This is a genomic window from Citrobacter sp. KH_055_1 (assembly GCF_057838705.1).
Genome location: NZ_CM174473.1, coordinates 1190795 through 1216276 on the forward strand (window position 1 = coordinate 1190795; position 25482 = coordinate 1216276).

Below are 25482 nucleotides of genomic sequence, written 5' to 3' on the forward strand. Positions count from 1 at the left end.
GTCATAGTATCCGGGGCTGTTGTTATGGCGTATTGGTGCTCACGTCAGGTCACAATATGATTTTGTTGGATCAGCTCATCGAGCGTGGTGTGAACGTTCTCCAGTGTCACAAGGCTGGTTGATTGATAGGTGGCGCCCGTACCGTCGCGGTCGATGGACACCACGGTGTTGTTACCGTTGGTGGACACGGTGAGATAATTGCCGAGCGTGGCGTTCTGCCCGTTCCAGCCCACCAGCAGGTCGCCGATATCGATTTTGTCACCCTGCGCCAGCGAGAAGTTGCTCCAGGTGTCCGCGGTTCCGTTGCCGCCGGTTGCGTTATTGGCGCTGAGCAGGTGGTAAATCAGCGTATCGCCGTACGCGCTGCCGATAACCCGATCGGCCTCCGTGGTGCTGATCACCTGTGGATTCATATCGATGGTCAACGTGGCGCTATCGGTATGTCCTTTCTGGTCGTTAAGGGTGTAGTTGAATGTCTCTTTGGTCTTGATGGATTCCAGTGAGACATCGCTGTTGAGGGTATAGGTGTAATGCCCATCAATGCCCATTGTCAGTTTGCCGTACAGTCCATTGATCGTGGCGCTGGCGGTGCTGCTGCCCAGTGGATCCAGCGTGGCGGTACTGCCGCCCGCGCCGTTCACCGTCAGCAAGGTGTGCACGCTGGCGATATGGTCGCCGTCATAGATGTTGCCGGTGACGCTATTGACGCCCGCGGTTTCGAAGTTATCGAGATCGACTATTGTCCCTTTCACGCTGGGGGTGATGGTGATGGTGCCTAGCCCCAGCGCACCCGCGTTGCCGGTATAGTCGAGGCGATAGTTCCCGGCGTGCAGCACCAGTCCGTTCAGGGCAATATCAAGATTGCCGCCGATCAGGAGCCCGCCGTTGAAAGTATCCCCGGCAACTTTAACGCCATTGCTGTCGTACAGCGCCCAGGTTACGTTTAGTCCACCCAGCGTCAGTCCTGATGCCACGTTAAAATGCAGCACCACGTTTTGCACCGCTGTACCCGCTGCGACTTCAACTGTTCCGGTACCACTTTTCGAGCTGGGCCCCAGCACAGTGGTCCAACTGGCCGATCCCACGCTGGTATCACTAAAGGGCTGAGACGTATCCTGCAACGTCGTGACCGCCATCTGGCTGCTGGTGTCGTTTATCGCGTCCAGCGCCTGCGGGGTTGGTTTGATGTTCAGCGACGCGCTGCCGGTATCGCCATTTGGCGCCTTGACCGTGTACACAAAGCTGTCCGGCGTATTGATGCTGTCCGCGCCCAGTCCGCTTTTCAGCGTGTAGCTGTAGTTCCCCTTCGCATCGATAGTGAGTGTGCCGTACTGTCCCTCAATACGGGTTGTGCCTGTTAAATTGACTGCGACGCCGTTCACGTCGGTGATAACCGTACCGGCGGGCGCGGAATCATTGGCCAGAATATTACCGTTGGTTGAGGCACTCAGACTGTCCACCGCATAGGTGTGATCGGCCTGAATATTCAGGGTGTAGCTGGTCAACAGCGCCAGACCGCCGCCGGCGTTCAGCAGGAACAGGTAGTCACCGCCCGGCAGCGTGATGGTGAAATCTTTTGATTTTCCACCCAATACTGCCGTGACCCAGTTGGGTTGTACCCGATACTGCTCGTATTGCTGAATAGCGTCATTAAAACGGTAGACGTACAGATCAAAGCCGCCGAGCGTTACGCCGAGAACGTCGGCCTGAATCGTCAGCGTGCGGGTGGCGCCATCTTCAACGTTGAATTTGATGGGGTTGGTTAACCCGTCGACCAGACTGACGTCCAGCACATTCCCCAGGCCTACGCTGGCGAGCGTAAAGCCGGTTTGTTTTGATGGTCCGTGGTCGACCACGCTGACCTCGGTGCCGTAGGTCAGTGAGGCCACATCGTCTGCTGCCGTTACCGTACTGGTCGTCGGACCCTGACCCAGCGCCACCACCAGTTTTGCCGAAGAGTGGTCGTTACCGTGCGTCAGCGTATAGGTGAAGCTTTCGGAGCGACCGTATACCGAGGCGGATTTATCGGTAAGAGTGTAGGTATAACTCCCGTCCTGATTAATATGCAGAGTGCCGTATTTACCCTCTACACTAGCCCCGCCCAGCGGAATGTTCACCACATTGCCGTTGCCATCGGTAATCGACGTCACCCGCGTGCCGGATGGGGCGTTATCCTGCCCGTTGGTGGGGTCAGTATCGGTGATGATATTGCCGGATTCGCTGGTGCCGCCGGTGATCGTTCCGGCGCTGGTTTTGACCACCGCCACGTCCAGACTGGTGAAGGCTCCGGTCGCCAGCAGGCTGGTGTTGTAGCTGACGACACGGTAGTCCCCACCGGTAAGCCCGCCATAGTTGAGCGTCACGCCGGAGGCGCTGAGCGTCAGCAGGTCGGCAAAATCAGCTTTACCGGTATCGACCACCGTCACCCAGGCGTTGAGCGTGGAGTCAAAGCGCTGGATAACAATCTCCATGGTACTCAGCAGCGACAGCACAATGCCGGTTGCTGCCGCGTTGATGGTGATGGTGCCGCTGCCGCCGGTCTGGATGTTGAAGTTGACGAGGGCAGTGTTGTCTCCCAGTACCTTCAGCACATTATCCACTGCACCGACCAGCAGGAAGCCATAATCGCTTTTGTGCTCGTTGGTAACCGTGAAGTCGGTTTGTAGCGCCAGACGAGTGACGTTGTCTTCAGCCAGCAGCGGTAAGATCGGTGCGAGGATACTTGTCGGCGTTGAGGTGTTGCCTGCCGCGTCGGTCGCAGTAGCGGACAACGACTGGCCCTCAATCTGGCGTACCGGCAGGGTGACGCTGTAGACCCCGCTGCTGTTGGCGACCGCCGTAATGCTGCCGCCTCCGGGCAGGGAGATAGTGACCGTACTGCCTGCTTCGGCGATGCCGCTGACCGTGCCGCCGTCGGCGCTGATCAGCACCGATGGCGGCGGCGGTGGCGTGGTATCGACAATGACGTTAAACGCGCCAGACAATACGCCGGAACCGTTGGCGTTAGCCGCACTGGCGGTAAACGCGTGGTTGCCTTCACTGAGCGCGCCGGAGGGGGTAAAGCTCCACAGTCCGTTGCCGTCCGCGGTTGTGGTGCCCATCAATGTTCCGTTGTTGTACAGGCTGACGACGGCGTTAGCCTGTGCCGTGCCGCTGAGCATCGGACGGGTGTCATTGGTGGTTTTTCCGGCGGCGACATTGCCAGTGACCGTACCAATGTCATCAAAAACGCTGGCGATAATCGGTGCGGGTGGCACCCCGGTAAACGGGGCCAGCGCGTTGCCTGACGTGCCGGTATTCCCGGCGGCATCCTGCGCGCTAACCTGCAGCGTTTGTCCGCTGATCTGCGGCGGGTTGAGGGTAAAGGTGAAGTTGCCGGCGGCGTTGGCCGTGGCGGTGCCGAGCACGGTGCCGCTGCTTGTCGTGATGATCACCGTGCTGTTGGCTTCCGCAACGCCGGTCAGCACAGTACCGTTGGAGTTAACCGCCAGAGCGGTGGGAATACCCGGAGCGACGGTATCGACCACAATCGACGCGGCAGCCGACATGCCGCTGGTATTGCCCGCGCTGTCCGTTGCGGTAATAGTAAATGAATGGGGGCCCTGACCCAGTGCGGTTGACGGGGTGTAGTTCCAGTTGCCGCTGCCATCCGCCGTTACGCTGGTGACAAAGTTGCCGTTGTCATAAATATCAACCCGGGCATTGGCTTCCGTGGTGCCGTTTAACGTGGGGCGCGCGTCATTGGTGGGCTGGTTGTTGCCAATCGACCCGGTATTGGGACCGACATCATCAACAATGCTGCTAATTGACGGCAGCGTGGGGGCGGTGGTGTCCACGTTAATCGTAAAGCCCGCCGTTGCACCGCTGGTGTTGCCCGCGGGGTCGGTGGCGGTGACGGTAAAGGTGTGCGAACCATTCCCCAACGGTGTCGTTGGGGTAAACGACCAGCTGTTGTTACTTTGCACGAGAGCAGTGCCGAGCAGCGTGCTGCCGTCATAAATATTGACGGTGCTGCCCGCTTCGGCGGTACCGTTAAGCGTAGGGCGGGCGTCATTGGTCAGTTGCCCGTTGCTCAGTGCGGCATTAGACACGCCGCCAGTGATGTCATCCACCACCGAGGTCAGGATCGGCGTTGATGGCGCAACGGTATCAACGTTGAGAATAAATCCGCTTGACGCCGGGCCGACGTTTCCGGCCGCATCCGTGGCGATGGCGGTAAAGACATGCTGGCCGTTACCCAGCGTAGTGGACAGAAACTCCCAGGTGCCGTCTATTGTTGCGGTAACTGTCGTCAGCAGCGTGCCGTTGTCGTAAATGGCAATCCGGGCGTTGGCCTCCGCAGAACCGCTCAGCACGGGGCGGGTATCGTTGGTCCAGGCACCGCTCGACAGCGTGCCGGTGCCCGGTTGTACGTCATCAAAGGCCTGGATAATGGTGGGTGCCAGCGGGGCGACGGTATCCACAATCAGGGCAAACCCGGCAGACGACACGCTGACGTTGCCGGCCGCGTCGGTGGATGTCACCGTCAACACGTGATTGCCGTTACCCAGCGCACTCCCCGGTGTAAAATTCCATACGCCGTTTCCGTCTGCAGAAACCGTGTCGATAAGCGTGCCGTTGTCATAGATTTTGACCGTCGAATTGGCCTCCGCCGTACCGTTAAGGGTAGGGCGCGCATCGTTTGTCGCCTGACCGTTGTTTAGATTTCCTGTTAGTGGGCCGACATCATCGCTGACCTGGGTAATAACCGGCGTGTTCGGTGATACCGTATCAACCGTGAACGTAACGCCGCTGGAGGCCGGGCTGGTATTGCCCGCGCTGTCGGTGGCGGTGGCGGTCAGCGTATGCGGACCGTTACTCAGAGCGTCCGTTGGCGTAAAGCTCCAGGTGCCGCCTGCACCGACGGTGGTGGTACCAATGGGTAAACCGTCGCTCAGGATAGTAATCGTTGCGCCGATTTCACCCGTTCCACTCAGCGCTGGACGGGTTTCGTTGGTCGTCTGACCGTTACCTATTGGCCCGGTGGTGGGGGCCGTGTTGTCCTGTACGTTACCGATGACCGGCGCCAGCGGGGCAACGGAATCCAGTTCAAGGGTAAAGGCGGAGGACGCCCCACCCGTATTACCGGCCTGGTCTGTGGCTGTTGCGGTGAAGACATGCTGCCCCTGACCCAGCGCGTTTTCCGGTGTGAAGGTCCAGTTACCGGATTCGTCTACCCGCGCGGTACCTATTTCGACACCCTTATCTTTTATCGTGATAGTCGCCCCGGCTTCCCCTTTGCCGTTCAGCGTTGGCTGCGCGTCGTTAGTCAGTTGCCCGTTCGTCAGTGAGGTATTTCCCGGTTGGTCGTCAATCACCGAGGTGATGATTGGCGCGGCTGGCGCCAGTGTATCGACAACCAGCAAGAACGGCGGCGTTGCCGGACTGATGTTGCCCGCACCATCGGTGACGGTAGCGGTTAACGCGTGATTGCCTTCACCGAGAGCTGGGGCAGGTGTAAAGCTCCAGTTGCCGTCTGCGTCGCTGGTGGTGGTGCCGATTACCGTACCTTTATCAAGAATAGTGACGACCGAATTCGCCTCGGTCACGCCTTCCAGTGTTGGGGTGTTGTCGTTGGTCGACTGCCCGGAGGTGAGCGTCTGGTCCGTGCCGACGTTGTCCTTCACCGTCACAATGGACGGCGCGTCCGGGACTAAGGTATCGACAATAATGCGGAAACTGTCGGAGGCAGCGCCCTGATTGCCTGCTGCGTCCGTCGCGCGCACGGTGAAGTCATGCGGGCCTTCGCCCAGGGCATTGGTTGGGGTATAGCTCCAGAATCCGTTGCTGTTGACGGTGGTGGTGGCATAGACACCGTTGCCATCGTAGAGAGTGATGGTTGCGCCTGCTTCGCCGGTACCGTTAAAGGTTGGTCGGGAATCGTTGGTAAGTTGTCCTTTGTCTAACGTGCCCGTACCGGGCGTGACATCGTCAATAATGCTGGTAATGATCGGCGCCTGCGGGGCGAAGGTATCGATAGTGATGGTGTAATTAGGTGATTGGCCGCTCTCTGCACCACCTACTGTTTGCGACACGGTGAAGTTATACGCGGTACCGTTTGTCAGTGGCGTGGACAGTTGATAGTTCCATGCGCCGGAGGTGGCATCGGCGGTCACTGTGGTGGGCTGCAATACGCCATCAATATAAATATTCACGGTTGCGCCTGGAGTCGCTTTTCCTTGCAACAGTGGCAGGATGTCGTTGGTAGTTTTACCACTGCCAATCACGCCCATGACCGGGGCCACATCGTCCACAATTTCCAGCGTCGGCGGGTGGGGGATGCTGGACGTCGCGGCGTTAAACGGCGTGGGATCGCTCTGATTACCTGCCGGGTCCTGGGCGATAGCGTCCAGCGCCTGACCGGTTGTTTGCGCCGGTGAGAGGGTAACGGAATAATTTCCCTCGTCGTCGGCAATACCCTGACCGAGAATCGTGTTGTCGCGGCGAATGATAACGGTGCTGCCCGGTTCGGCCGTGCCGCTAACCAGCGTCCCGTTTGGATCTACGCCACTGACGGTTGGCATTGCAGGTGGCAAGGTATCGACGATTAACGTCACGGGGTTTCCTGCTGCCAGCACGTTACCGGCAGCGTCCTTCGCGCCGAACGTCAGCGGATGTGGGCCATCGCCCGTCAGGGGAACGTCTATGCTCCAACTGCCATTTGCGGCTACGGTGGTTTCGGCGACGACGGTGCCATTATCGAAAATGATGACCGTGCTGCCTGGTGTACCGGTTCCGCTGATCGTCGGGGTGGTATCGTCCGTGACGCTGTTGTTGGTTAGCGAACCGATAATAACCCCAGCGTCATCTTCAATATCCGTGACCTGGGGCAACTTCAATGCTGTGCTGTTCACCGTAAACGAGACGCTGTTTGAGGCGTCGCTGGCATTTCCTGCCGCATCGGTGGCGATGGCGGTCAGCGTGTAGCTGCCGTTGGTCAGCGCCGGGTTGGGCGTGATACTCCAGACGCCGCCTGCAACGGTAGCCGTGCCAATTACCGTACTGCCATTGTACAGGGTGATTATGTCACCGTTGGAGCCGGTTCCGCGGATGGTCGGCGTGGTGTCATCCGTCACCGCGCCGGCGGCGAGATCGCCTCTGACATCGCCGACGTCATCATTAACCGCGGTGATAACCGGCGGCGCGGACGGCGTCGTATCGATGCCCAGGGTGACGGCATCCGAACGCGGGCTGACGTTGCCCGCCGGATCGGTGGCGGTGAGGGTGACCTGATAGCTGTCTGGATTAATCGGGTCGGTTGGCGTAAAGCTCCAGGTGCCATCCGCCCCGACCGTCGCCGTGCCTAGCGGTTCGGTTCTGCCGTCAAGATAGATGGCGATAACATCTCCGGCACTCCCGGTACCGCTGAAGGTTGGCGTGGTATCGTTGGTGATGCCGTTGGTGATAATTCCCGTTATCGGATTGACGTCATCGGTTATGGTTGGCGGCTCTGGCTTCGCGGGCGGCAGGTTATCTACCGTCAGCGTAAAGCCGGCGGACGGGATCCCCGAGTTGCCAGCCACGTCCGTCGCTGTGGCGGTGAATTTGTGTGGACCGTCTGTAAGCAACGTTGGAGTAAAGGTCCAGGTGCCGTTTGGCTGCACGGTGGCCGTACCCAGACGGACGTCATTATCAAAAACGGTAATTGTCGCACCCGGCTCGCCGGTGCCTGACAGCTTGGGGTTGTCGCTTTTGGTGCTCCCGCCGTTAGCCAGCAGTTTTGTCTCACTGCCAATAAGTCCTTCCGCTGAGGTGATAACAGGGGCGGTTGGCGGCGTGGTATCAATCGTCAGCGTGAAATTACCGGCACTGCTGGCGTTACCCGCTTTATCTGTCGCAATAGCTGACAGCGCGTGTGGACCCTCACTCAGCGGTTGAGTGACCTGAAAACTCCAGCTTCCTTCCGGCGTCACTGTGGCAGTGCCTATGGGGGTAGCCCCATCGTAAATTGTGATCGTGGAATCTGCGACTCCGGTGCCTTTCAGCAGCGGCAGGGTATCGTCTGAACGTCCACCATTGGTCAGGTCGCTTTGCAAACTACCTACGTCGTCCGTGGCGCTCGAAATAATGGGGGCATCGGGCGCTTTGGTGTCGACCGTTATGATGACAGGGGGGGCGGTGACGACGTTACCGGCGGCATCCGTTGCGGTCAGCGTAAAACGGTGGGTGCCTTCGCTAAGGGCCTCATTGGCTGGCACGCTATGGCTCCAGGTGCCTGTTCTGTCGATAAGAATAACCATCATCTGCAGGCCATTATCATACAGCGTCACCAGCGAGCCGGGTTCACCGGTCCCTGAGAACGTGGGGGTTTTGTCATTGGTGACCCCGTTGTTCGCGACGTTGCCGGTGATGCTGCCGACGTCATCGTTGATAAGCGTAATGGCCGGTACGGTGGGGGCGATACTGTCGACAATGATTTTCCAGCTGGCGGCACTGCTGGTGTTACTGGCGTCATCGGTAGCCGTCACCGTAAAGACGTGCGCACCCTGCGCCAGCGCGGTGGTGGGGGTATAGTTCCAGTTGCCGTTGCTATCTGCGGTGACGGTCGCGAGCAGGTTACCGTTATCGTAAATCTTAACCTGAGAGTTGGCCTCGGCAGTGCCTTCAATTTTGGGTTTATCGTCGTTGGTCAATCCATTGTCATCAATGCGGCCAGTGTAATCCGCAACATCGTCTGTGACGGCGATAATAATCGGCTGTTCGGGTGCAGTGAGATCTGGTGCTATTGCTGAAGTTGGCAGACTTTCGTTTCCTTTGCCGTCCGTGGCGGTGACGGTAACCGTCTCACTGTTGATTTGCGCCGGTGCGATTGACACGGTGAAGTTGCCGCCGCTGTCCGCCTGGCCCTTGCCAATAATATGACCATCGCTGTCTTTGACGGTGACGGTACTTCCGGCCTCGGCGTGGCCGCTCACCGACCCTCCATTTCCAGCGACGATAACATCTGTCGGTGCATCCGGTGCCGTGGTATCCGGCGCGGTGACGGAGGCATTGCCCCCTTTGTTACCTGCTGCATCGGTCGCGTTTGCCGTCAGGATCTCACCATTCGTCTGCGGCGGTACCAGCGCTGCGGTGAAGTCCCCATCTGCAGTGGCTGTCGTTGTGCCAATGATATTGCCGCGTGGATCCAGAATATTGACCGTACTGTCAGGCTCGGCCTTGCCGGTGACCTCGTTGCCCGCGCCATTAATCACCAGGTTTGTGGGCGGTTGTGGGGCGGTGATGTCCGGCGCAACTGCCGTTTCTGGCGGACTTGAGTTTCCTGCGGGATCGGTCGAGATGGCTGTCAGCGTTTCGCCATTGGTCTGCGGCGGTTTGATGGTAATGGTAAATGAACCATCCGGCCCGGCGACGCCGCTGCCAATGGGGGTATTTTTACTGTCGGTGATCACCACGGTATTGCCGGGCTCGGTTTTCCCGGTTACGACAGCGCCATCTGCCGAGACGTTGAGATCGTCAGGCGCAGACGGCGGCAGAGTATCAATATTAATGTTGAATGCGGTCGACACTCCCCCGGTACCCGACTGGTTGGTTGCGGTGACGGTAAAGGCGTTCGGGCCGTCATCCAGCGGTGAGCTTGATGTCCAGCTCCAGTTGCCGTTGCCGTCAGCCTGTACGCTGTCGACCGCTACGCCGTTGTCGTAAATATTCACTGTGCTGTTGGCGTCAGCGGTACCGGAAAGCGTGGGCTTGTTATCGTTAGTCGCCTGATTATTGCTCAACGGCCCGGTTGACGGGGCGACGTCATCCATCACGCTGACGATAACCGGTACGCCAGGATAGCCTGAGTTCTGAGCGTTGAATGGTGTGTCTGGCCCGACGTTGCCGGCTTCGTCATGAATTTTTGCGGTAAGTGATTCACCGTGGGTCTGCGACGGTGAAATCGCGATGCTGAAAGTGCCGTCCTGGCCTACAACTGCCGAACCCAGCAGCAGATTATTACTGCCGATAATACTGACCGTGCTGCCTGGCTCTGCGCTGCCGGTGACCGTTGTCCCTTCCGGGTTGACGTTGGTAATCGCTGCCGCCGGAGGCGGGGTGATATCGACAGTGAAGGTGGGCACTGTGGTTTCTGCACTGACGTTACCTGCAGGGTCGGTTTGCGTCAGCGTCAGATTGTGAACGCCTTCGCTCAACGGCGTATCCGGTGTGAATGTCCAGTTACCATTCTCATCAACCTGCGTCATGCCAATCAGGATACCGTTGTCGTAGACGCTGATGAAATTGCCGGCAACACCGATACCGGAGAGCGTCGGCGTGTCATCGTCGATCACGGCGTTACTGGCGATAAAACCTTGAATGGATCCGACATCATCGAGTTCCTGAGAGAGAGCAGGCGCATCGGGGGCAAGGGTATCGATGATAATGACCCAGCTGTCCGACATGCCACTGCTGCCCGCGCTGTTCGACGCGCTGACTGTAAACTGGTGGGTACCATCCGCGAGAGGGGGAGATGGTGTAAATGACCAGTTACCACTGGCATCAATGGTGACCTGGCCAATCTCTTTGCCATTATCGAAAATATGCAACGTGGTATTCGCCGTTCCCGTCCCTTGAAGCGTAGGGGTATTGTCGTTGGTGGACTCCTGTTGATTGACAATGCCAGTAATCAGCTCCTGGTTATCGACTACGCTGGTGATGACGGGAACGCCGGGGAGCGCTGGCGTTGTTGGTGGGGTTCCACCGTCGCCATCGCCATTTCCACCGCCGGGGTTATTACCGTTGCCGTTTCCCGGATTATTCCCGTTTCCATTCCCGTTCCCGGGATTATCACCACCGCCACCGCCACCGCCACCGCCACCGCCCGCCGCGAGGGCAATTCCGCCCGCCGCCGCCACGCCGCCAAGAACCCACGGCCAGACTGCGCCACCGTCATGACTGCCTTCAGCCGCCATCAGCGGTGTGAGATCGTCCAGATGCTGGAAGTGGAATGCGCCATCAGTATCCTGAACCCACCACAGTGCACCGTTGCTGTCTTCGAGAACGAGTTGGCTTTTATCACTGCCGTTTGCGACATAGAAGTTTTTAATCGTAATTACGTCACCTGAGCGGAGTGTGACCACCAGATCCTGGTTAATACGGGTCAGTTGGCTGATGTCTTCACGCGAAACGGATAATTTCACGATGGACGGTGTACTGAGCGTCACTTCAGAGGCTTCAACATTCGTAGATACACCAGTCAATTTTGATACAACGGCGAGATGACGCATATGTTCACTCCTGATGGCTTGCCGGGGGAATTAATCCGCAACAGCGTTCTGGGAAAATGAGCAGACAGCTGCCCCGTTCATCGTGAAGATGAATTTACACATGTAGTTTCATTGATTAGGTCACAGAGATGTCTGTTTGGTTAGTAAATAAAAATTGGCCTCGGCGTTGAATAGTTCTTTCGTATTAGATGATATAGTCAGAAAGAAAGTATTCCGCAACTTCTGTCTGTTAAAAATATACGGCGATATTTCAGGTGGGTTAGTGTAAACGCCACATAAAATATATGTGTTTTATTATATTATTGTATTTTAAGTGATTTATTTTTGGCGTGCAGCATGATTTTATAATAAACATCAGTGATAATAATGTTATTAAAATGAAGTGAAATAGATGGAGGTAAATCTTGAAGTTTTATTTTTATTGGACTACAGACATCATGAAATAACACGGTGATTTACTTGATATTTGAACGATTCAGCAGTATTAAACTATAAGTGTGATGAATATATTGAGGGGGATTCAATAACTAAATAATAAGGACCAGTCCCATAATGAGAGACTGGTCACAAAACAAAGGTGTTATCTGCCAGCATTTTTCATAATACGTGCTTTATCCACCTGCCACTCACGCTCTTTCACATCGGAACGTTTATCGTGCTGTTTCTTACCTTTAGCGACGCCAATTTTCACTTTGCACCAGGCGTTTTTCCAGTACAGAGACAGCGCCACGACGGTGTAACCTTCGCGGTTCATTCGGCCGTACAGCGAATCGAGCTCGCGCTGGTTTAACAGCAGTTTACGGGTACGAGTGGGATCGCAGACCACGTGCGTTGAGGCCACTGCCATCGGGATAAAGTTGGCGCCAAACAGGTAAGCTTCACCGTCTTTAAGAATGACATAGCTGTCGCTGATGTTGGCTTTACCCGCGCGCAGGGATTTGACTTCCCAGCCTTGCAGAGCGAGTCCAGCTTCGAACTCTTCTTCAATAAAGTATTCGTGTCGTGCGCGCTTGTTAAGCGCGATTGTGGCTGAGCCAGGTTTGTGTGCTTTTTTCTTCGTCATAATGCCGCTCAGTATAGGTAATCTGGAATCGAAAAACACCCCATTTCATCCAGCGGGGCGCAAGGCGCTATCTTAGCACGAGTTGGGCTATAGCGTTTTTTTTAGCGGATGATAAATGGTATTATTTGCTCGATTGATATAGATGGAAATTGTTATGCCTCAGATTAGCCGGACCGCTTTAGTACCTTACAGTGCGGAACAGATGTATCAGCTAGTGAATGATGTGAAATCCTATCCCCAGTTTTTACCGGGTTGCACCGGAAGCCGCGTACTGGAGTCGACTCCTGGACAGATGACGGCAGCGGTGGATGTGTCTAAAGCAGGGATCAGCAAAACGTTCACCACGCGCAACCAGTTGACTAATAACCAGAGCATTCTGATGCATCTGGTCGATGGCCCCTTCAAAAAACTCATTGGCGGGTGGAAGTTTACGCCGCTCAGTCATGAAGCGTGCCGTATTGAGTTTCAGCTTGATTTTGAGTTCACTAACAAGCTCATTGAGCTGGCGTTTGGCCGTATCTTTAAAGAGCTGGCGTCGAACATGGTGCAAGCCTTCACGGTGCGTGCGAAAGAGGTTTACAGTGTCAGTGTCAGCTAAAATGGTCGTCGAAGTCGCGTACGCGCTACCCGAAAAGCAATATTTACAGCGCGTGACGCTGCAAGAGGGCGCGACGGTTGAAGAGGCCATTCGCGCGTCTGGATTACTGGAATTGCGCCCTGATATCGACCTCAGCAAAAACAAAGTGGGGATCTACAGCCGCCCGGTAAAACTTGCTGATGCTGTGCATGATGGGGATCGGGTAGAAATTTACCGGCCATTGATTGCCGATCCAAAAGAGTTGCGCAGGAAGCGGGCGGAGAAGTCTGCCAACAAATAGCAGGCAATAAAAAGGTGCTCAGCGAGCACCTTTTTTGCTATCTGAAGACCTACTTATTGATTACCGGTCAATGCGGGCTTGTTATCAATATTGGTCAACACGCCATTGCTGTTAAAGGTCAGCGTCAGCGTTTGCTGCGTTACGCCTTCGTGTCCTGGTTGCTGACGGAACACATAGAACCAGGTGTTGGTGCCAAAAGGATCGGACATCATCGGTGTACCCAGAGCATAAGCAACCTGCTGTTGCGTCATACCGACACGAACTTTGGACACATCGTTAGCGGTCAGATAGTTTCCCTGGTTGATGTCAGGACGGTAAACCACTCGCTCCAGAGTGGAACAGCCTGCGGTCAACATCAGTAGTACTGCTGCAGCAGCAGTCAGCGTTTTACAGCGCATAGTGATTTGATTCCTTTTCGGGCCCGAGCAGTACGCGGCTCATATGTAATATGCCGATGATAATAGACCTTTCACCACTTTAAAACCTTTTGCTGTCGGGTCGGACGGCGATTTTATGTTGAACTCAGACCGTTACAAGAGAAAAAAGTTTATGCTGCCAGCAGTTCTTTTGCATTTGCGAGGGTATTGCGCGTCACTTCGCTACCGCCAAGTAAGCGGGCGAGCTCCTGCAGGCGCGCGCGTTTATCCAGTGGTTGCATATGTGTTTCTGTCATCGCGCCGTCGGTTTCTTTGCTGACGTAGAAGTGTTGATGTCCGCAACCGGCAACCTGCGGCAGATGCGTGACGCACATAACCTGCGTGGATTCACCGAGCTGGCGCAGTAGTTTGCCGACGACCGCGGCTGTTGGACCGCTAATACCGACGTCAACCTCATCGAAAATCAGCGCCGGGGTTTCCATTTTACGTGCGGTGATCACCTGAATAGCCAGTGCGATACGCGACAGTTCCCCCCCAGATGCGACTTTTGCTATAGGCTGTAACGGCTGGCCTGGGTTGGTGGTGACCTTAAATTCAATGCGATCGGCACCGTCTACACTCAGATGGTGTTCATCAAACTTCACCTCAATGCAAAAGAGTCCGTGCGGCATAGAAAGTGCGTGCATGCTCTCTGTAATGAGCTGCCCTAACTCCTGAGCATAGTGTTGGCGCTGGTGGTGCAGCGTCTTTGCTGTTTCCAGTGCCAGCTTGTGATGAGTGTTCACCGCCAGAGTGAGGGTTTCGAGTGAATCTGCCTGATCGTCAAGTTGCTGCTGTTCGTCCAGCAGGGACTGATAGAACTGCGGGAGCGCTTCAGGTGCGACATGGTGTTTACGCGCCAGAGAGATTTGTTTTGCGATGCGCTGCTCAAGCTCGAATAACCGGTTAGGGTCCAGATCCAGCCGGTCACAATAGTGGCGCAGCTCGTCGCTGGCTTCGCTGAGTTGAATGGTTGCCTCTTCAAGCATGTCCAGAATACCGGAAAGCTTATTGTCCATACCCGCCAGTTCGCTGACCAACTGCTTTGCCGTGTACAGCTGGCTTTGCAGATTAGCGTCTTCGCCATCTGCCATGATAGCCAGCGCCTGTTGGCTGGTGGTTAGCAACTGCCCGCTGTTAGCCAGGCGCTTGTACTCTTCATCGATCTGCTCAAACTCACCCGCCTGCGGGCTAAATTCGTTTAGCTCTTTCAACTGATACTGCAACAGCTCTGCCCGGGCAGCGCGTTCCTGGCTTTGCTGCTGATGATGTGCCAGGTCGCGGCAGCTCTGATGCCACAGTTGATAGCGCGTCGCCATTTCCTGAATAAGAGATGCCTCATTGGCATAGCCGTCCAGCAGGGATTTTTGGTGTTCAGATTTCGTCAGCAGTTGATGCGCGTGCTGGCCGTGGATTTGAATTAACAACTGGCCGAGCTCGCGAAGCTGCGACAGTGGTACCGCGGTGCCGTTGATAAAGCCACGGGAACGCCCATCGCTACTGATAACGCGGCGTAGCAAGCATTCACGGCCTTCTTCAAGCTGGTTTTCTTCGAGCCATTGCAGCGCCGCTGGCGTGTCCTTCAGGGAGAAGCGGGCACACAGATCGGCACGCGTAGCGCCAGCGCGCACCATGTCGGCATCGGCACGTCCGCCAAGGCACAAACCGAGGGCATCAATGGCAATGGACTTACCCGCCCCGGTCTCACCGGTGATGACGGTCATTCCGTTCTGAAAATCGATCTCAAGTTCACGAACGATAGCAAAATTGCTGATGGTCAGTTGTGCCAACATAGCTGTTTTCCTGTATGAAAAACCATAACTGTAATTACATACAGTATAAACTGGTTTTTTATACAGTAAAGAGGCTGGGGGTAAATTAAAATAATTTTTTTGACCAGCCGAGCTTGGTGCTTAATGTATTGAAATAGCTGTAGTCTTTAGGGTGAATCAGGTTTAAATGATAATCACAGCGGCGAATCAACACGTCTTCACCTTCCTGTATAGGCAGGGCAATCTGGCTGTCGCAGCTAATTTCGAGATCGCTACGGCGGTGTGAGAAGCGCAGGCGAATGGTGCTGCTACTGTTGATCACCAGCGGTCGCGCTGAGAGCGTGTGCGGGAACATTGGTACCAGCGTAATGGCATCCAGAGAAGGCGTCAGGATTGGGCCGCCGGCAGAGAGCGAGTAGGCGGTAGAACCGGTTGGCGTGGAAATAATCAGTCCGTCTGAACGCTGGGAAAATGCAAAGACCTCATCAATATAGACTTCAAATTCAATCATGTGCGCGACTTTACCCGGGTGCAGCACCACTTCATTGATCGCGGTACTGATACGCTTCTGGCAATCTTGCTGGCACACCTGAGCTTCAAGTAAAAAGCGCTTTTCACTGATGTAATGGCCTTCCAGCACATCGGCTAACTGCTGATGGGCATTGTCCGGGTCAAGGTCGGTGAGAAAGCCCAGGTTGCCACGGTTGATCCCGATAACCTTAATGTCATAGCGTGCCAGAGTGCGCGCAGCACCGAGCATGTTGCCATCTCCGCCCACCACTACCGCGAGGTCCGCCTGCTGACCAATTTCTGCCAGCGTGCCGGTTTGCACATTTTTCAGCTGCAGTTCGCGGGCGATTTGTTGCTCCACGATAACCTGATACCCTTTGGTGCACAGCCAGCGGTAAAGCATTTCATGTGTGGTCAGTGCAGTGGGGTGGCGTGGATGCCCCACAATGCCAATACACTTGAAATGTTTATTCATTTTCTCGAGGTCCTTGTAGCGAAGATGAGTGACAATGTGAGTACTTCCCTTGAATCCCTGAATCTTATCCCCATAATAAGCCAAGTTAGCGAGATGAATGCGAAAAAACGCGGAGAAATTCATGAGTAGTAAAGAACAGAAAACGCCTGAGGGGCAAGCCCCGGAAGAAATTATCATGGATCAGCACGAAGAAGTTGAGGCGGTTGAACCAGACGCTTCTGCTGAGCAGGTGGATCCGCGCGATGAAAAAATTGCGAATCTGGAAGCTCAGCTTACTGAAGCCGAAACGCGCGAGCGTGACAGCGTGTTGCGCATGAAAGCTGAAATGGAAAACCTGCGTCGTCGTACCGAACTGGACGTAGAAAAGGCGCATAAGTTCGCGCTGGAAAAATTCGTTAACGAACTGCTGCCGGTGCTCGATAGCCTGGACCGTGCGCTGGAAGTAGCGGACAAAGACAACGATGCCATGTCGGCGATGATCGAGGGTATCGAACTGACCCGTAAATCGATGCTGGATGTGGTGGCGAAGTTTGGCGTGCAGGTGGTTGCGGATATCGATGTGCCGATGGACCCGAACGTGCATCAGGCGATTGCCATGGTTGAGTCTGACGACGTTGCGGCCGGTAACGTACTGATGGTGATGCAGAAAGGTTATACCCTGAACGGACGTACCATCCGCGCGGCGATGGTGTCTGTGGCGAAAGCCAAGGGCTAATCAGCCTGTCGCGGCGGGTAATGCAGATGCGTTACCCGCCGCGATATTATCATCCCTGGTCCGCCACGCTCTCCCGCAGCGGTTTTACCGGCAAGACCTGCACCTGTTTAATCATATTATCCTGTACGTCGAGAATATCGATATTGTACTGGCCAATGCGCACCCGCGTACCGGCCACCGGGATCTCTTCCAGCGCTTCAAGAATAATCCCGTTTACGGTTCGTGCATCGTCTTCCGGCAGGTGCCAGTTAAAGGCTTTGTTGATTTCGCGCACGTTGGCGCTGCCGTCAATTATCACTGAACCGTCATTTTGCGGGGTGACTTCCTCGGCAAGCGTAGGTGACATGGAGGTGGTGAAGTCGCCGACAATCTCTTCCAGGATATCTTCGACCGTCACCAGGCCCTGAACGTCGCCATATTCGTTAACCACCAGGCCAACTTTCTTTTTGTTGCGCTGAAATTTGATTAGCTGGGTGCTGAGCGGCGTGCCTTCCGGGACGTAATAGATCTCATCAGCGGCGCGCAGCATGGTCTCTTTGGTGAATTCTTTTTTCTCTGCCATCAGGCGCCAGGCTTCGCGTACGCGCAGCATACTAATGGTATCGTCCAGCGAGTCGCGGTAAAGCACAATGCGGCCGTGCGGGGAGTGCGACAGTTGACGCACGATTGATTTCCAGTCGTCGTTGATATCAATCCCGATGATTTCGTTTCGCGGCACCATGATGTCGTCGACGCTGATTTTTTCCAGATCCAACACCGACAGCAGCATATCCTGATTACGGCGCGAGATTTGCGAGCGCGATTCATTCACCAGCGTTCGCAGTTCGTCTTTACTCAGGGAACTGCTTATCACGATATCCGTTTTGATGCCCATCATACGCATCAGCAGACGGGTAATGGTGTTCAGTAACCACACCAGCGGCATCATCAGAATTTGGAGTGGTGCCAGTAAGAAACTGCTGGGATAGGCGACTTTTTCGGGATACAGCGCGGCGATGGTTTTTGGCAGTACTTCAGCAAAAACCAGCACCACAAAGGTCAGCACCCCGGTGGCAATCGCCACACCCGCATCGCCATACAGACGCATACCGACGATGGTGCCAAGCGCGGAGGCGAGAATGTTGACCAGGTTATTGCCGATAAGCACCAGGCTTATCAGGCGGTCCGGTTTGCGCAGGAGTTTTTCAACGCGCTTTGCCTGACGATTCCCCTGCTTGGCCCGGTGGCGCAGGCGGTAGCGGTTCAGGGTCATCATTCCGGTTTCGGAACCGGAAAAATAGGCTGAAATAACCACCATGATGAGAAGCGTAACAATGAGCGTGGTGGTGGAGATGTGTTCCACGTAGGGTTCCTTAAAGACTTAACTCACAAGCTGTTGCAGTATGCGACTACCGAAATAGGCCAGCGTCAGAATACCTGCACCTGCGACGTTAAACCAGACGACACGACGTCCGCGCCAGCCCTCATGGTAATGTCCCCATAGCAGAACGATGTAGACAAACCATGCCACGATAGAGAGCACGGCTTTATCAATATTTTCGGTACTGAACAGGTTGTGCATGTAAAACAGGCCAGTGCACAGGGTCAGCGTCAGCAGAACCACGCCTATCTGAGTGATGTGAAACATTTTGCGTTCAATGCTCATCAGCGGCGGCATTTCATTGTTGAACGCCAGTTTTTTGTTTTTCAGCTGATAATCGATCCACGCCAGCTGCAGTGCGTACAGGGCGGCAATGATCAGCGTGGCATAGGACAAGAGCGAGAGCCCGATGTGGATCATCATGCCCGGTGTGGCTTCAAGGTGGGTGATGTACTCGTTGGGCATAAACGTGGCGCAGGCCAGATTGATTAATGCAAACGCATACACGATCGGCAGCAGCAGCCAGCCGCGATTGCGTGAGGCCACAATGGTCATTACCGTACAGATCATCAGGCTAACCAGAGAACCGACGTTCAGCAGGCTCAGGTTTTGTCCATTCTCGCCACCGGGCAAAATACGTGCTTCCAGGGCAAAAGCGTGGCACACCAGCGCGATAACCGCAGAAAGGATAGCCATACGCCGCCAGCCGCTGTTTTTTTGCAGCAGAGCGGGAACGATCAGCGCAAGGCTGACGGAATAGGCGACAAGGGCGAACAAAGCAAAAACGGGCATATAGGTGTCGACAGTTGACCAGTGATAAAGAAAAGCAGTATAGCGTTACGTGACCGCTGCTCCAACCGTTGCATAACAACAAAGGCGGCTTCATGTTATACTGCGACAAAATTCTGTTGATGTGTCGTGCAAGCGACCGACCGTTTCCACCCCAGGCGAGAGACAATGTTTGATAATTTAACCGATCGTTTGTCGCGCACGCTGCGCAATATCAGTGGCCGTGGACGCCTTACTGAAGACAACGTTAAAGAAACGCTGCGCGAAGTGCGCATGGCGCTGCTGGAAGCTGACGTTGCGCTGCCGGTAGTGCGTGAGTTTATCAATCGCGTAAAAGAGAAAGCGGTTGGTCATGAAGTTAACAAAAGCCTGACCCCGGGTCAGGAATTCGTCAAAATCGTTCGCAGCGAACTGGTTGCGGCGATGGGCGAAGAGAACCAGACCCTGAATCTGGCCGCTCAGCCACCGGCCGTGGTGCTGATGGCGGGTCTGCAGGGTGCCGGTAAAACGACCAGCGTGGCGAAACTGGGTAAGTTCCTGCGCGAGAAGTACAAGAAGAAAGTGCTGGTCGTCTCTGCCGACGTTTATCGTCCGGCGGCGATCAAACAGCTGGAAACGCTGGCTGAGCAGGTTGAAGTCGACTTCTTCCCGTCTGACGTCGGCCAAAAGCCGGTCGATATCGTTAACGCTGCGCTGAAAGAAGCGAAGCTGAAATTCTACGACGTGCTGCTGGTGGATACCGCCGGTCGTCTGCACGTTGACGAAGCGATGATGGACGAAATCAAACAGGTCCACGCGTCTATCAATCCGGTAGAAACGCTGTTTGTTGTCGATGCCATGACCGGTCAGGATGCCGCGAATACCGCAAAAGCCTTCAACGAAGCGCTGCCGTTAACCGGTGTCGTGTTGACGAAAGTCGACGGTGACGCCCGCGGCGGTGCCGCACTCTCTATTCGTCATATCACTGGTAAGCCGATTAAGTTCCTCGGTGTTGGCGAGAAAACCGAAGCGCTGGAGCCATTCCATCCGGACAGGATTGCTTCGCGTATCCTCGGCATGGGCGACGTACTGTCGCTGATCGAAGATATCGAAAGCAAGGTTGACCGCGCGCAGGCTGAGAAGCTGGCGACCAAGCTGAAGAAGGGCGATGGTTTTGACCTGAACGACTTCTTAGAACAGCTTAATCAGATGAAAAACATGGGCGGCATGGCAAGCCTGATGGGCAAGCTGCCGGGCATGGGTCAGATCCCTGACAACGTGAAATCGCAGATGGATGACAAAGTGCTGGTGCGTATGGAAGCGATCATCAATTCGATGACGTTAAAAGAACGTGCCAAGCCGGAAATCATCAAAGGTTCGCGTAAGCGCCGTATCGCTCAGGGCTGCGGTATGCAGGTACAGGACGTTAACCGCCTTCTGAAACAGTTCGACGACATGCAGCGCATGATGAAGAAAATGAAGAAGGGCGGGATGGCCAAGATGATGCGCAATATGAAGGGCATGATGCCGCCAGGATTCCCTGGTAGATAAATATATCGGGCTACCTTATTTGCGATTTTGACGCCGGAGTGTGCTCGAAATGCTCACGTACTGCGTGTACGCTCCGCTTTCTGCGCGCACGCCGACGCCAAACTGGCTGCAACGGTAACGCCCTGGTATCAAGCTTCATCACATGTTGATTGCTTTTTTCTCAGAAATCAGTAAAATTTTCGGGCTTTTAATATGACACCGGGTCCCTTCCCTCGATGGGGCCCGGTGTTTTATTCACACAAGAGGATGTTATGGTTACTATTCGTTTAGCACGTCACGGCGCTAAAAAGCGTCCGTTCTACCAGGTTGTTGTTACTGACAGCCGTAATGCACGCAACGGTCGCTTCATCGAGCGCGTTGGCTTCTTTAACCCAATCGCTAGCGAAAAAGAAGAAGGCACCCGCCTGGATCTGGATCGCATCGCTCACTGGGTTGGCCAGGGCGCGACTATTTCTGATCGCGTAGCTACGCTGATCAAAGCAGCAAACAAAGCAGCTTAATCTGTCACGGTGGTCATGATGAGCAAGCAACTCGCCGCACAGGCGCCCGTAGAACCCATAGTTCTGGGGAAAATGGGGTCTCCTTACGGTATCCGTGGTTGGCTCAGAGTGTTTTCTTCCACTGAAGACGCCGAAAGCATTTTTGACTATCAGCCCTGGTTTATCCAGAAGGCGGGTCAGTGGCAGCAAGTACAGCTGGAAAGCTGGAAGCACCACAATCAGGATCTGATCATCAAGCTGAAAGGTATTGAGGATCGGGATGCGGCGAATGTACTGACGAATTGTGAAATTGTCGTAGATTCCTCGCAGTTGCCAGCGCTGGATGATGGCACTTACTACTGGAAAGACCTTATGGGTTGCCAGGTAGTGACCACTGAAGGCTACGAACTCGGTAAAGTCGTCGATATGATGGAAACCGGATCGAATGACGTCATCGTCATCAAGGCAAACCTGAAAGATGCGTTTGGTATCAAGGAACGTTTAGTACCGTTCCTCGATGGGCAGGTTATCAAGAAAGTCGATCTCGCTACTCGTACTATCGAAGTAGATTGGGATCCTGGTTTTTAAACCACCGGATAAACGGTAAAAGTCGGCGTGATGGGGATTGGCTTGTGTTTATAGGTATCGTTAGCCTGTTTCCAGAAATGTTCCGCGCAATTACCGATTACGGGGTAACTGGCCGGGCAGTAAAAAATGGCCTGCTGAACATCCAGAGCTGGAGTCCTCGTGACTTTGCTCATGACCGGCACCGTACCGTGGACGATCGTCCTTACGGCGGCGGACCGGGGATGTTAATGATGGTGCAACCTTTACGGGATGCCATTCATGCAGCAAAAGACGCGGCAGGTGAAGGCGCGAAGGTGATTTATCTGTCACCTCAGGGACGCAAGCTTGATCAAGCGGGCGTGAGCGAACTGGCAACGAATCAAAAGCTGATTCTGGTGTGTGGTCGCTATGAAGGCGTAGATGAGCGCGTAATTCAAACCGAAATTGATGAAGAATGGTCAATCGGCGATTACGTTCTCAGCGGTGGAGAATTAGCAGCGATGACGCTGATTGATTCCGTCTCCCGGTTTATTCCGGGGGTACTGGGTCATGAAGCATCGGCAACGGAGGATTCCTTTGCCGATGGGTTGCTGGACTGCCCGCACTATACCCGACCTGAAGTGTTAGAGCAGATGGAAGTACCGGCAGTTTTGCTGTCGGGGAACCACGCTGAGATACGTCGCTGGCGTTTGAAGCAGTCGCTGGGCCGTACCTGGCTTAGAAGACCTGAACTTCTGGAAAACCTGGCTCTGACTGAAGAGCAAGCAAGGTTGCTGGCGGAGTTCAAAAAGGAACACGCACAACAGCAACATAAACATGATGGGCAGGCGTAAGCCCCCAATATCAGTTTACCCAGGATAAGAGATTAAATTATGAGCAACATTATTAAGCAACTTGAACAAGAACAGATGAAGCAGGACGTACCTTCCTTCCGTCCGGGTGATACCGTGGAAGTGAAAGTATGGGTTGTTGAAGGTTCCAAAAAACGTCTGCAGGCATTCGAGGGCGTGGTTATCGCTATTCGTAACCGCGGTCTGCACTCTGCATTCACTGTTCGTAAAATCTCCAACGGCGAAGGCGTTGAGCGTGTCTTCCAGACTCACTCTCCGGTAGTTGACAGCATTGCTGTTAAACGTCGTGGTGCTGTTCGTAAAGCTAAACTGTACTACCTGCGTGAGCGCACTGGTAAGTCTGCTCGTATCAAAGAGCGTCTTAACTAAGATATCGCTCAGGCGACATCCTGTCAGAAGGGGCTGGCCAATAAGGCTGGCCCCTTTTTTTATCGCCATAAGACTCACATCATTAACTATTAATTCATAAATCATTTACAATGCCCTGTCGTTATTGGAGGGGCAGTGGTTATTGGTGCAATTTTCCGGTTTGGTCATCAGCGCTGCGCGGCATGGTTCGCGTTGTTTGCGATCCTGCTGATCGTCATCGCGCCGCTTATCTCTGTTTCTTTGCAACACGATCCTATGAATGCGATGCCGGGTATGCATCATGATATGGGCATGATGGTGGAACATGCTGAACAACATGGTGACGGCGCCTCGATGACGATGCCCGTCGATCACGGCGAAGCATGCGGCTACTGTGTGCTGCTGGCGCACGTCCCTGGGCTGATACTGACTCTGGTTATTCTGTTGTGCGGCGTGCTGCGGCTACAGAAAAAAACGCCACTACATCCTACGCTGACGTTCTGGCTCTACTTCCCCTGGCTGTATCCCAATACCCGTGCACCACCGTACCGGTCTGCTTTTTCCTGATCCTAAAAATACGTCTGTACGCGTTAGCGTGATGACGCTCTTTGGCTTTTTCTAAGGAAAAGTATGACCACCTGCACCCCGCGTGCGGCATGGGTAACCCTGCTGCGACGCCTTCATTTCTCTATCGGCCTGTTCGTGGGTCCCTTTATTTTTGTCGCGGCACTGACCGGTACGCTCTACGTTGCCACACCGCAACTGGAAGAGGCGCTTTACTCTGAGGCGCTACAGGGAACCGAACAGGGAGAACCACAATCGCTGGCTGCTCAAATTGCGCTCGCGCAGCAGGTCGTCGGCAATCATTTGCCGGTGTATGCAGTACGCCCTGCGCTTGAGCTAGGAGAGACGACCCGGGTCATGTTTGCAGACCCTGTACTGGCCCCGTCTGAACATCGGGCGATTTTTATCGACCCGGTGGCGCTTACGGTAACTGGCGATATGACTGTCTATGGCACCAGCGGGATCTTACCTCTGCGCCAGTGGATCGACTATGCGCACCGTTCCTTGCTGTTGGGGGATATTGGGCGGCTTTATAGCGAACTGGCGGCGTCCTGGATGTGGGTAGCGGCTCTGGGCGGTATTGTGCTTTGGTTTTTCACTCGACCCAGGCGTCGTCTGAATAATCGACTGCAAAAAAACCGTCGTCTGCACGTTACGCTGGGCTGGATTCTGCTAGGCGGGATGTTACTTTTTTCCGCAACCGGTTTAACCTGGTCGCAATGGGCAGGGGGCAATGTGGATAGCATGCGGGCAGCCTTTGGCTGGCTGACGCCGCAGGTAAATACACAGCTCGATGGCGTCCAGCAAATTCATGATGAGCATGCCGGACATCACGCTGGCATGGTAATGCCATCGGCAAGCGTGGTTGACGGCGGGCTTTTTGATGCGGTATTACGCACGGCGCAGACGGCGGGGATTGATGCCAGGAAGCTGGAGATCCGCCCGGCGAAAGATGCGCAGCATGGTTGGACTGTCACCGAGATTGACCGCCGCTGGCCAACCCAGGTGGATGCGGTGTCTGTTGATACAACCACGATGCGGATTATTGACCAGACGCGCTTTGTCGATTTCCCACTGATGGCGAAATTGACGCGTTGGGGCGTTGATTTCCATATGGGGATTCTGTTTGGCGTACTCAATCAGGGGCTGCTGATCGTCTTTGGTGCAGGCCTGTGCCTGATGATCGTGTTGGGCTATCGGCTGTGGTGGATACGCCGACCCGCTGGACCGGCGGTGAATCCGGCACAAACGCTGGTGCAGTGTTGGCTGATGCTCAACGGGAAGGGGCGATGTGCGGTGCTGGTAGTGGCTGGCGTGCTGGGGATGGCGATGCCGGTAGCGGGCGTAAGCCTGCTGCTGTTTATGATGATTGACTGGCTGCGCTGGTACAAAATGTCGCAAAATCTGTTGGCGCAGTCAGCCGAGTAAGACATTAAGGCGTGCTGATGACGACCGCAACGCGGCGGTTTTCGGCACGGCCTTTTGAGCTCTGGTTACTGGCAATCGGGTATTTTTTGCCTAATCCCTGAGTTGTCAGATTGGTGCGTGGGATGTTGGCACCCTGAGCCCAGGCATCTGCCACGACGTTAGCTCGCTTAAGCGACAGTGCTTCGTTATAGCTGTCTTCGCCGTAGTTATCGGTGTGACCATCCAGACGCGCATGATTCAGGCCGGTAGCCGCCAGTTTAGCTGCCATTTCCTGGATCTGTTTTTCACTTTCAGGACGCAGCTTATAGTCATTTTTATCAAACAAAATGGTATCAGACAGACCCAGCGACCAGTCGCCAGATGCTTCGGTAAAGCCGTATGATTTCATGGCTGCAACTTGCTCAGGGGTGAATTTACCCTGAGGGGCCTGACAGCCAGCCAGAATCAGTATGATAAGAATAAATGGCGATAATAGACGTTTCAGCATG

Annotated in this window: 18 protein-coding genes; 10 read left to right on the plus strand and 8 right to left on the minus strand. The window is 54.8% G+C overall.

What is annotated here, in order from left to right:
- Nucleotides 1-44 precede the first annotated feature (44 nt).
- Both AC3ITF_RS05620 and smpB read right to left on the minus strand, forming a co-directional pair.
- Entirely contained in the window at nt 45-11249 is an 11205-nt protein-coding gene (locus AC3ITF_RS05620) for a BapA/Bap/LapF family large adhesin (protein ID WP_489176212.1), read from the minus strand.
- A 580-nt stretch (nt 11250-11829) separates the two neighbouring features.
- Entirely contained in the window at nt 11830-12312 is a 483-nt protein-coding gene (smpB, locus tag AC3ITF_RS05625) for an SsrA-binding protein SmpB (protein WP_096759347.1), read from the minus strand.
- 154 nt (nt 12313-12466) lie between these two features.
- Here smpB and ratA point away from each other — a divergent pair, with 154 nt between their 5' ends.
- Both ratA and AC3ITF_RS05635 read left to right on the plus strand, forming a co-directional pair.
- Nucleotides 12467-12910: a type II toxin-antitoxin system toxin RatA gene (ratA, locus tag AC3ITF_RS05630; RefSeq protein WP_115257733.1), complete on the plus strand. Its 444-nt coding sequence runs from the start codon at nt 12467-12469 to the stop codon at nt 12908-12910.
- A 1-nt stretch (nt 12911) separates the two neighbouring features.
- Entirely contained in the window at nt 12912-13190 is a 279-nt protein-coding gene (locus tag AC3ITF_RS05635) for an RnfH family protein (protein WP_217439082.1), read from the plus strand.
- Nucleotides 13191-13243: 53 nt separating this feature from the next.
- Here AC3ITF_RS05635 and bamE read toward each other — a convergent pair whose 3' ends face one another.
- The 3 genes from bamE to nadK form a co-directional block, all read right to left on the minus strand.
- Complete coding sequence (gene bamE / locus AC3ITF_RS05640; RefSeq protein ID WP_115257734.1) at nt 13244-13588, minus strand: outer membrane protein assembly factor BamE; 345 nt, start codon at nt 13586-13588, stop codon at nt 13244-13246.
- A gap of 149 nt (nt 13589-13737) precedes the next feature.
- Nucleotides 13738-15399 (minus strand): DNA repair protein RecN, encoded by a 1662-nt coding sequence (gene recN, locus AC3ITF_RS05645; protein WP_489176213.1) that lies wholly within the window; start codon nt 15397-15399, stop codon nt 13738-13740.
- An 85-nt stretch (nt 15400-15484) separates the two neighbouring features.
- Nucleotides 15485-16363 carry an NAD(+) kinase gene (gene nadK / locus AC3ITF_RS05650; protein ID WP_096756091.1) on the minus strand — a complete coding sequence of 293 codons (879 nt, stop codon included), beginning with the start codon at nt 16361-16363 and terminating at the stop codon, nt 15485-15487.
- 121 nt (nt 16364-16484) lie between these two features.
- Between nadK and grpE the strand changes: the two genes are divergently transcribed.
- Entirely contained in the window at nt 16485-17078 is a 594-nt protein-coding gene (gene grpE, locus AC3ITF_RS05655) for a nucleotide exchange factor GrpE (RefSeq protein ID WP_096756092.1), read from the plus strand.
- Nucleotides 17079-17127: 49 nt separating this feature from the next.
- Here grpE and AC3ITF_RS05660 read toward each other — a convergent pair whose 3' ends face one another.
- The gene (locus tag AC3ITF_RS05660) at nt 17128-18420 is read right to left on the minus strand and encodes an HlyC/CorC family transporter (RefSeq protein WP_489176214.1); all 1293 of its coding nucleotides are present in this window, start codon (nt 18418-18420) and stop codon (nt 17128-17130) included.
- An 18-nt stretch (nt 18421-18438) separates the two neighbouring features.
- Nucleotides 18439-19230: a cytochrome C assembly family protein gene (locus AC3ITF_RS05665; RefSeq protein ID WP_096756093.1), complete on the minus strand. Its 792-nt coding sequence runs from the start codon at nt 19228-19230 to the stop codon at nt 18439-18441.
- 165 nt (nt 19231-19395) lie between these two features.
- Here AC3ITF_RS05665 and ffh point away from each other — a divergent pair, with 165 nt between their 5' ends.
- The 7 genes from ffh (at nt 19396) to AC3ITF_RS05700 (ending at nt 24994) form a co-directional block, all read left to right on the plus strand.
- Nucleotides 19396-20757 (plus strand): signal recognition particle protein, encoded by a 1362-nt coding sequence (gene ffh / locus AC3ITF_RS05670; RefSeq protein WP_489176215.1) that lies wholly within the window; start codon nt 19396-19398, stop codon nt 20755-20757.
- A 251-nt stretch (nt 20758-21008) separates the two neighbouring features.
- A complete protein-coding gene (gene rpsP / locus AC3ITF_RS05675) occupies nt 21009-21257 on the plus strand; it encodes a 30S ribosomal protein S16 (RefSeq protein ID WP_003031228.1) in 249 nt (82 codons plus the stop codon).
- Nucleotides 21258-21275: 18 nt separating this feature from the next.
- Nucleotides 21276-21824 (plus strand): ribosome maturation factor RimM, encoded by a 549-nt coding sequence (gene rimM / locus AC3ITF_RS05680; RefSeq protein WP_115257736.1) that lies wholly within the window; start codon nt 21276-21278, stop codon nt 21822-21824.
- 44 nt (nt 21825-21868) lie between these two features.
- A complete protein-coding gene (trmD, locus tag AC3ITF_RS05685; protein ID WP_115257737.1) occupies nt 21869-22636 on the plus strand; it encodes a tRNA (guanosine(37)-N1)-methyltransferase TrmD in 768 nt (255 codons plus the stop codon).
- Between the two features lie 39 nt (nt 22637-22675).
- The gene (gene rplS / locus AC3ITF_RS05690) at nt 22676-23023 is read left to right on the plus strand and encodes a 50S ribosomal protein L19 (protein WP_002914145.1); all 348 of its coding nucleotides are present in this window, start codon (nt 22676-22678) and stop codon (nt 23021-23023) included.
- Between the two features lie 141 nt (nt 23024-23164).
- Entirely contained in the window at nt 23165-23569 is a 405-nt protein-coding gene (locus tag AC3ITF_RS05695; RefSeq protein ID WP_226794659.1) for a DUF2946 domain-containing protein, read from the plus strand.
- Between the two features lie 63 nt (nt 23570-23632).
- On the plus strand, nt 23633-24994 hold the full coding sequence (locus tag AC3ITF_RS05700) for a PepSY-associated TM helix domain-containing protein (RefSeq protein WP_489176216.1): 1362 nt from the start codon (nt 23633-23635) through the stop codon (nt 24992-24994).
- 4 nt (nt 24995-24998) lie between these two features.
- Here the strand turns inward: AC3ITF_RS05700 and AC3ITF_RS05705 are convergent, their stop codons facing one another.
- A complete protein-coding gene (locus tag AC3ITF_RS05705) occupies nt 24999-25481 on the minus strand; it encodes an OmpA family protein (protein ID WP_096756098.1) in 483 nt (160 codons plus the stop codon).
- Nucleotide 25482 lies beyond the last annotated feature (1 nt).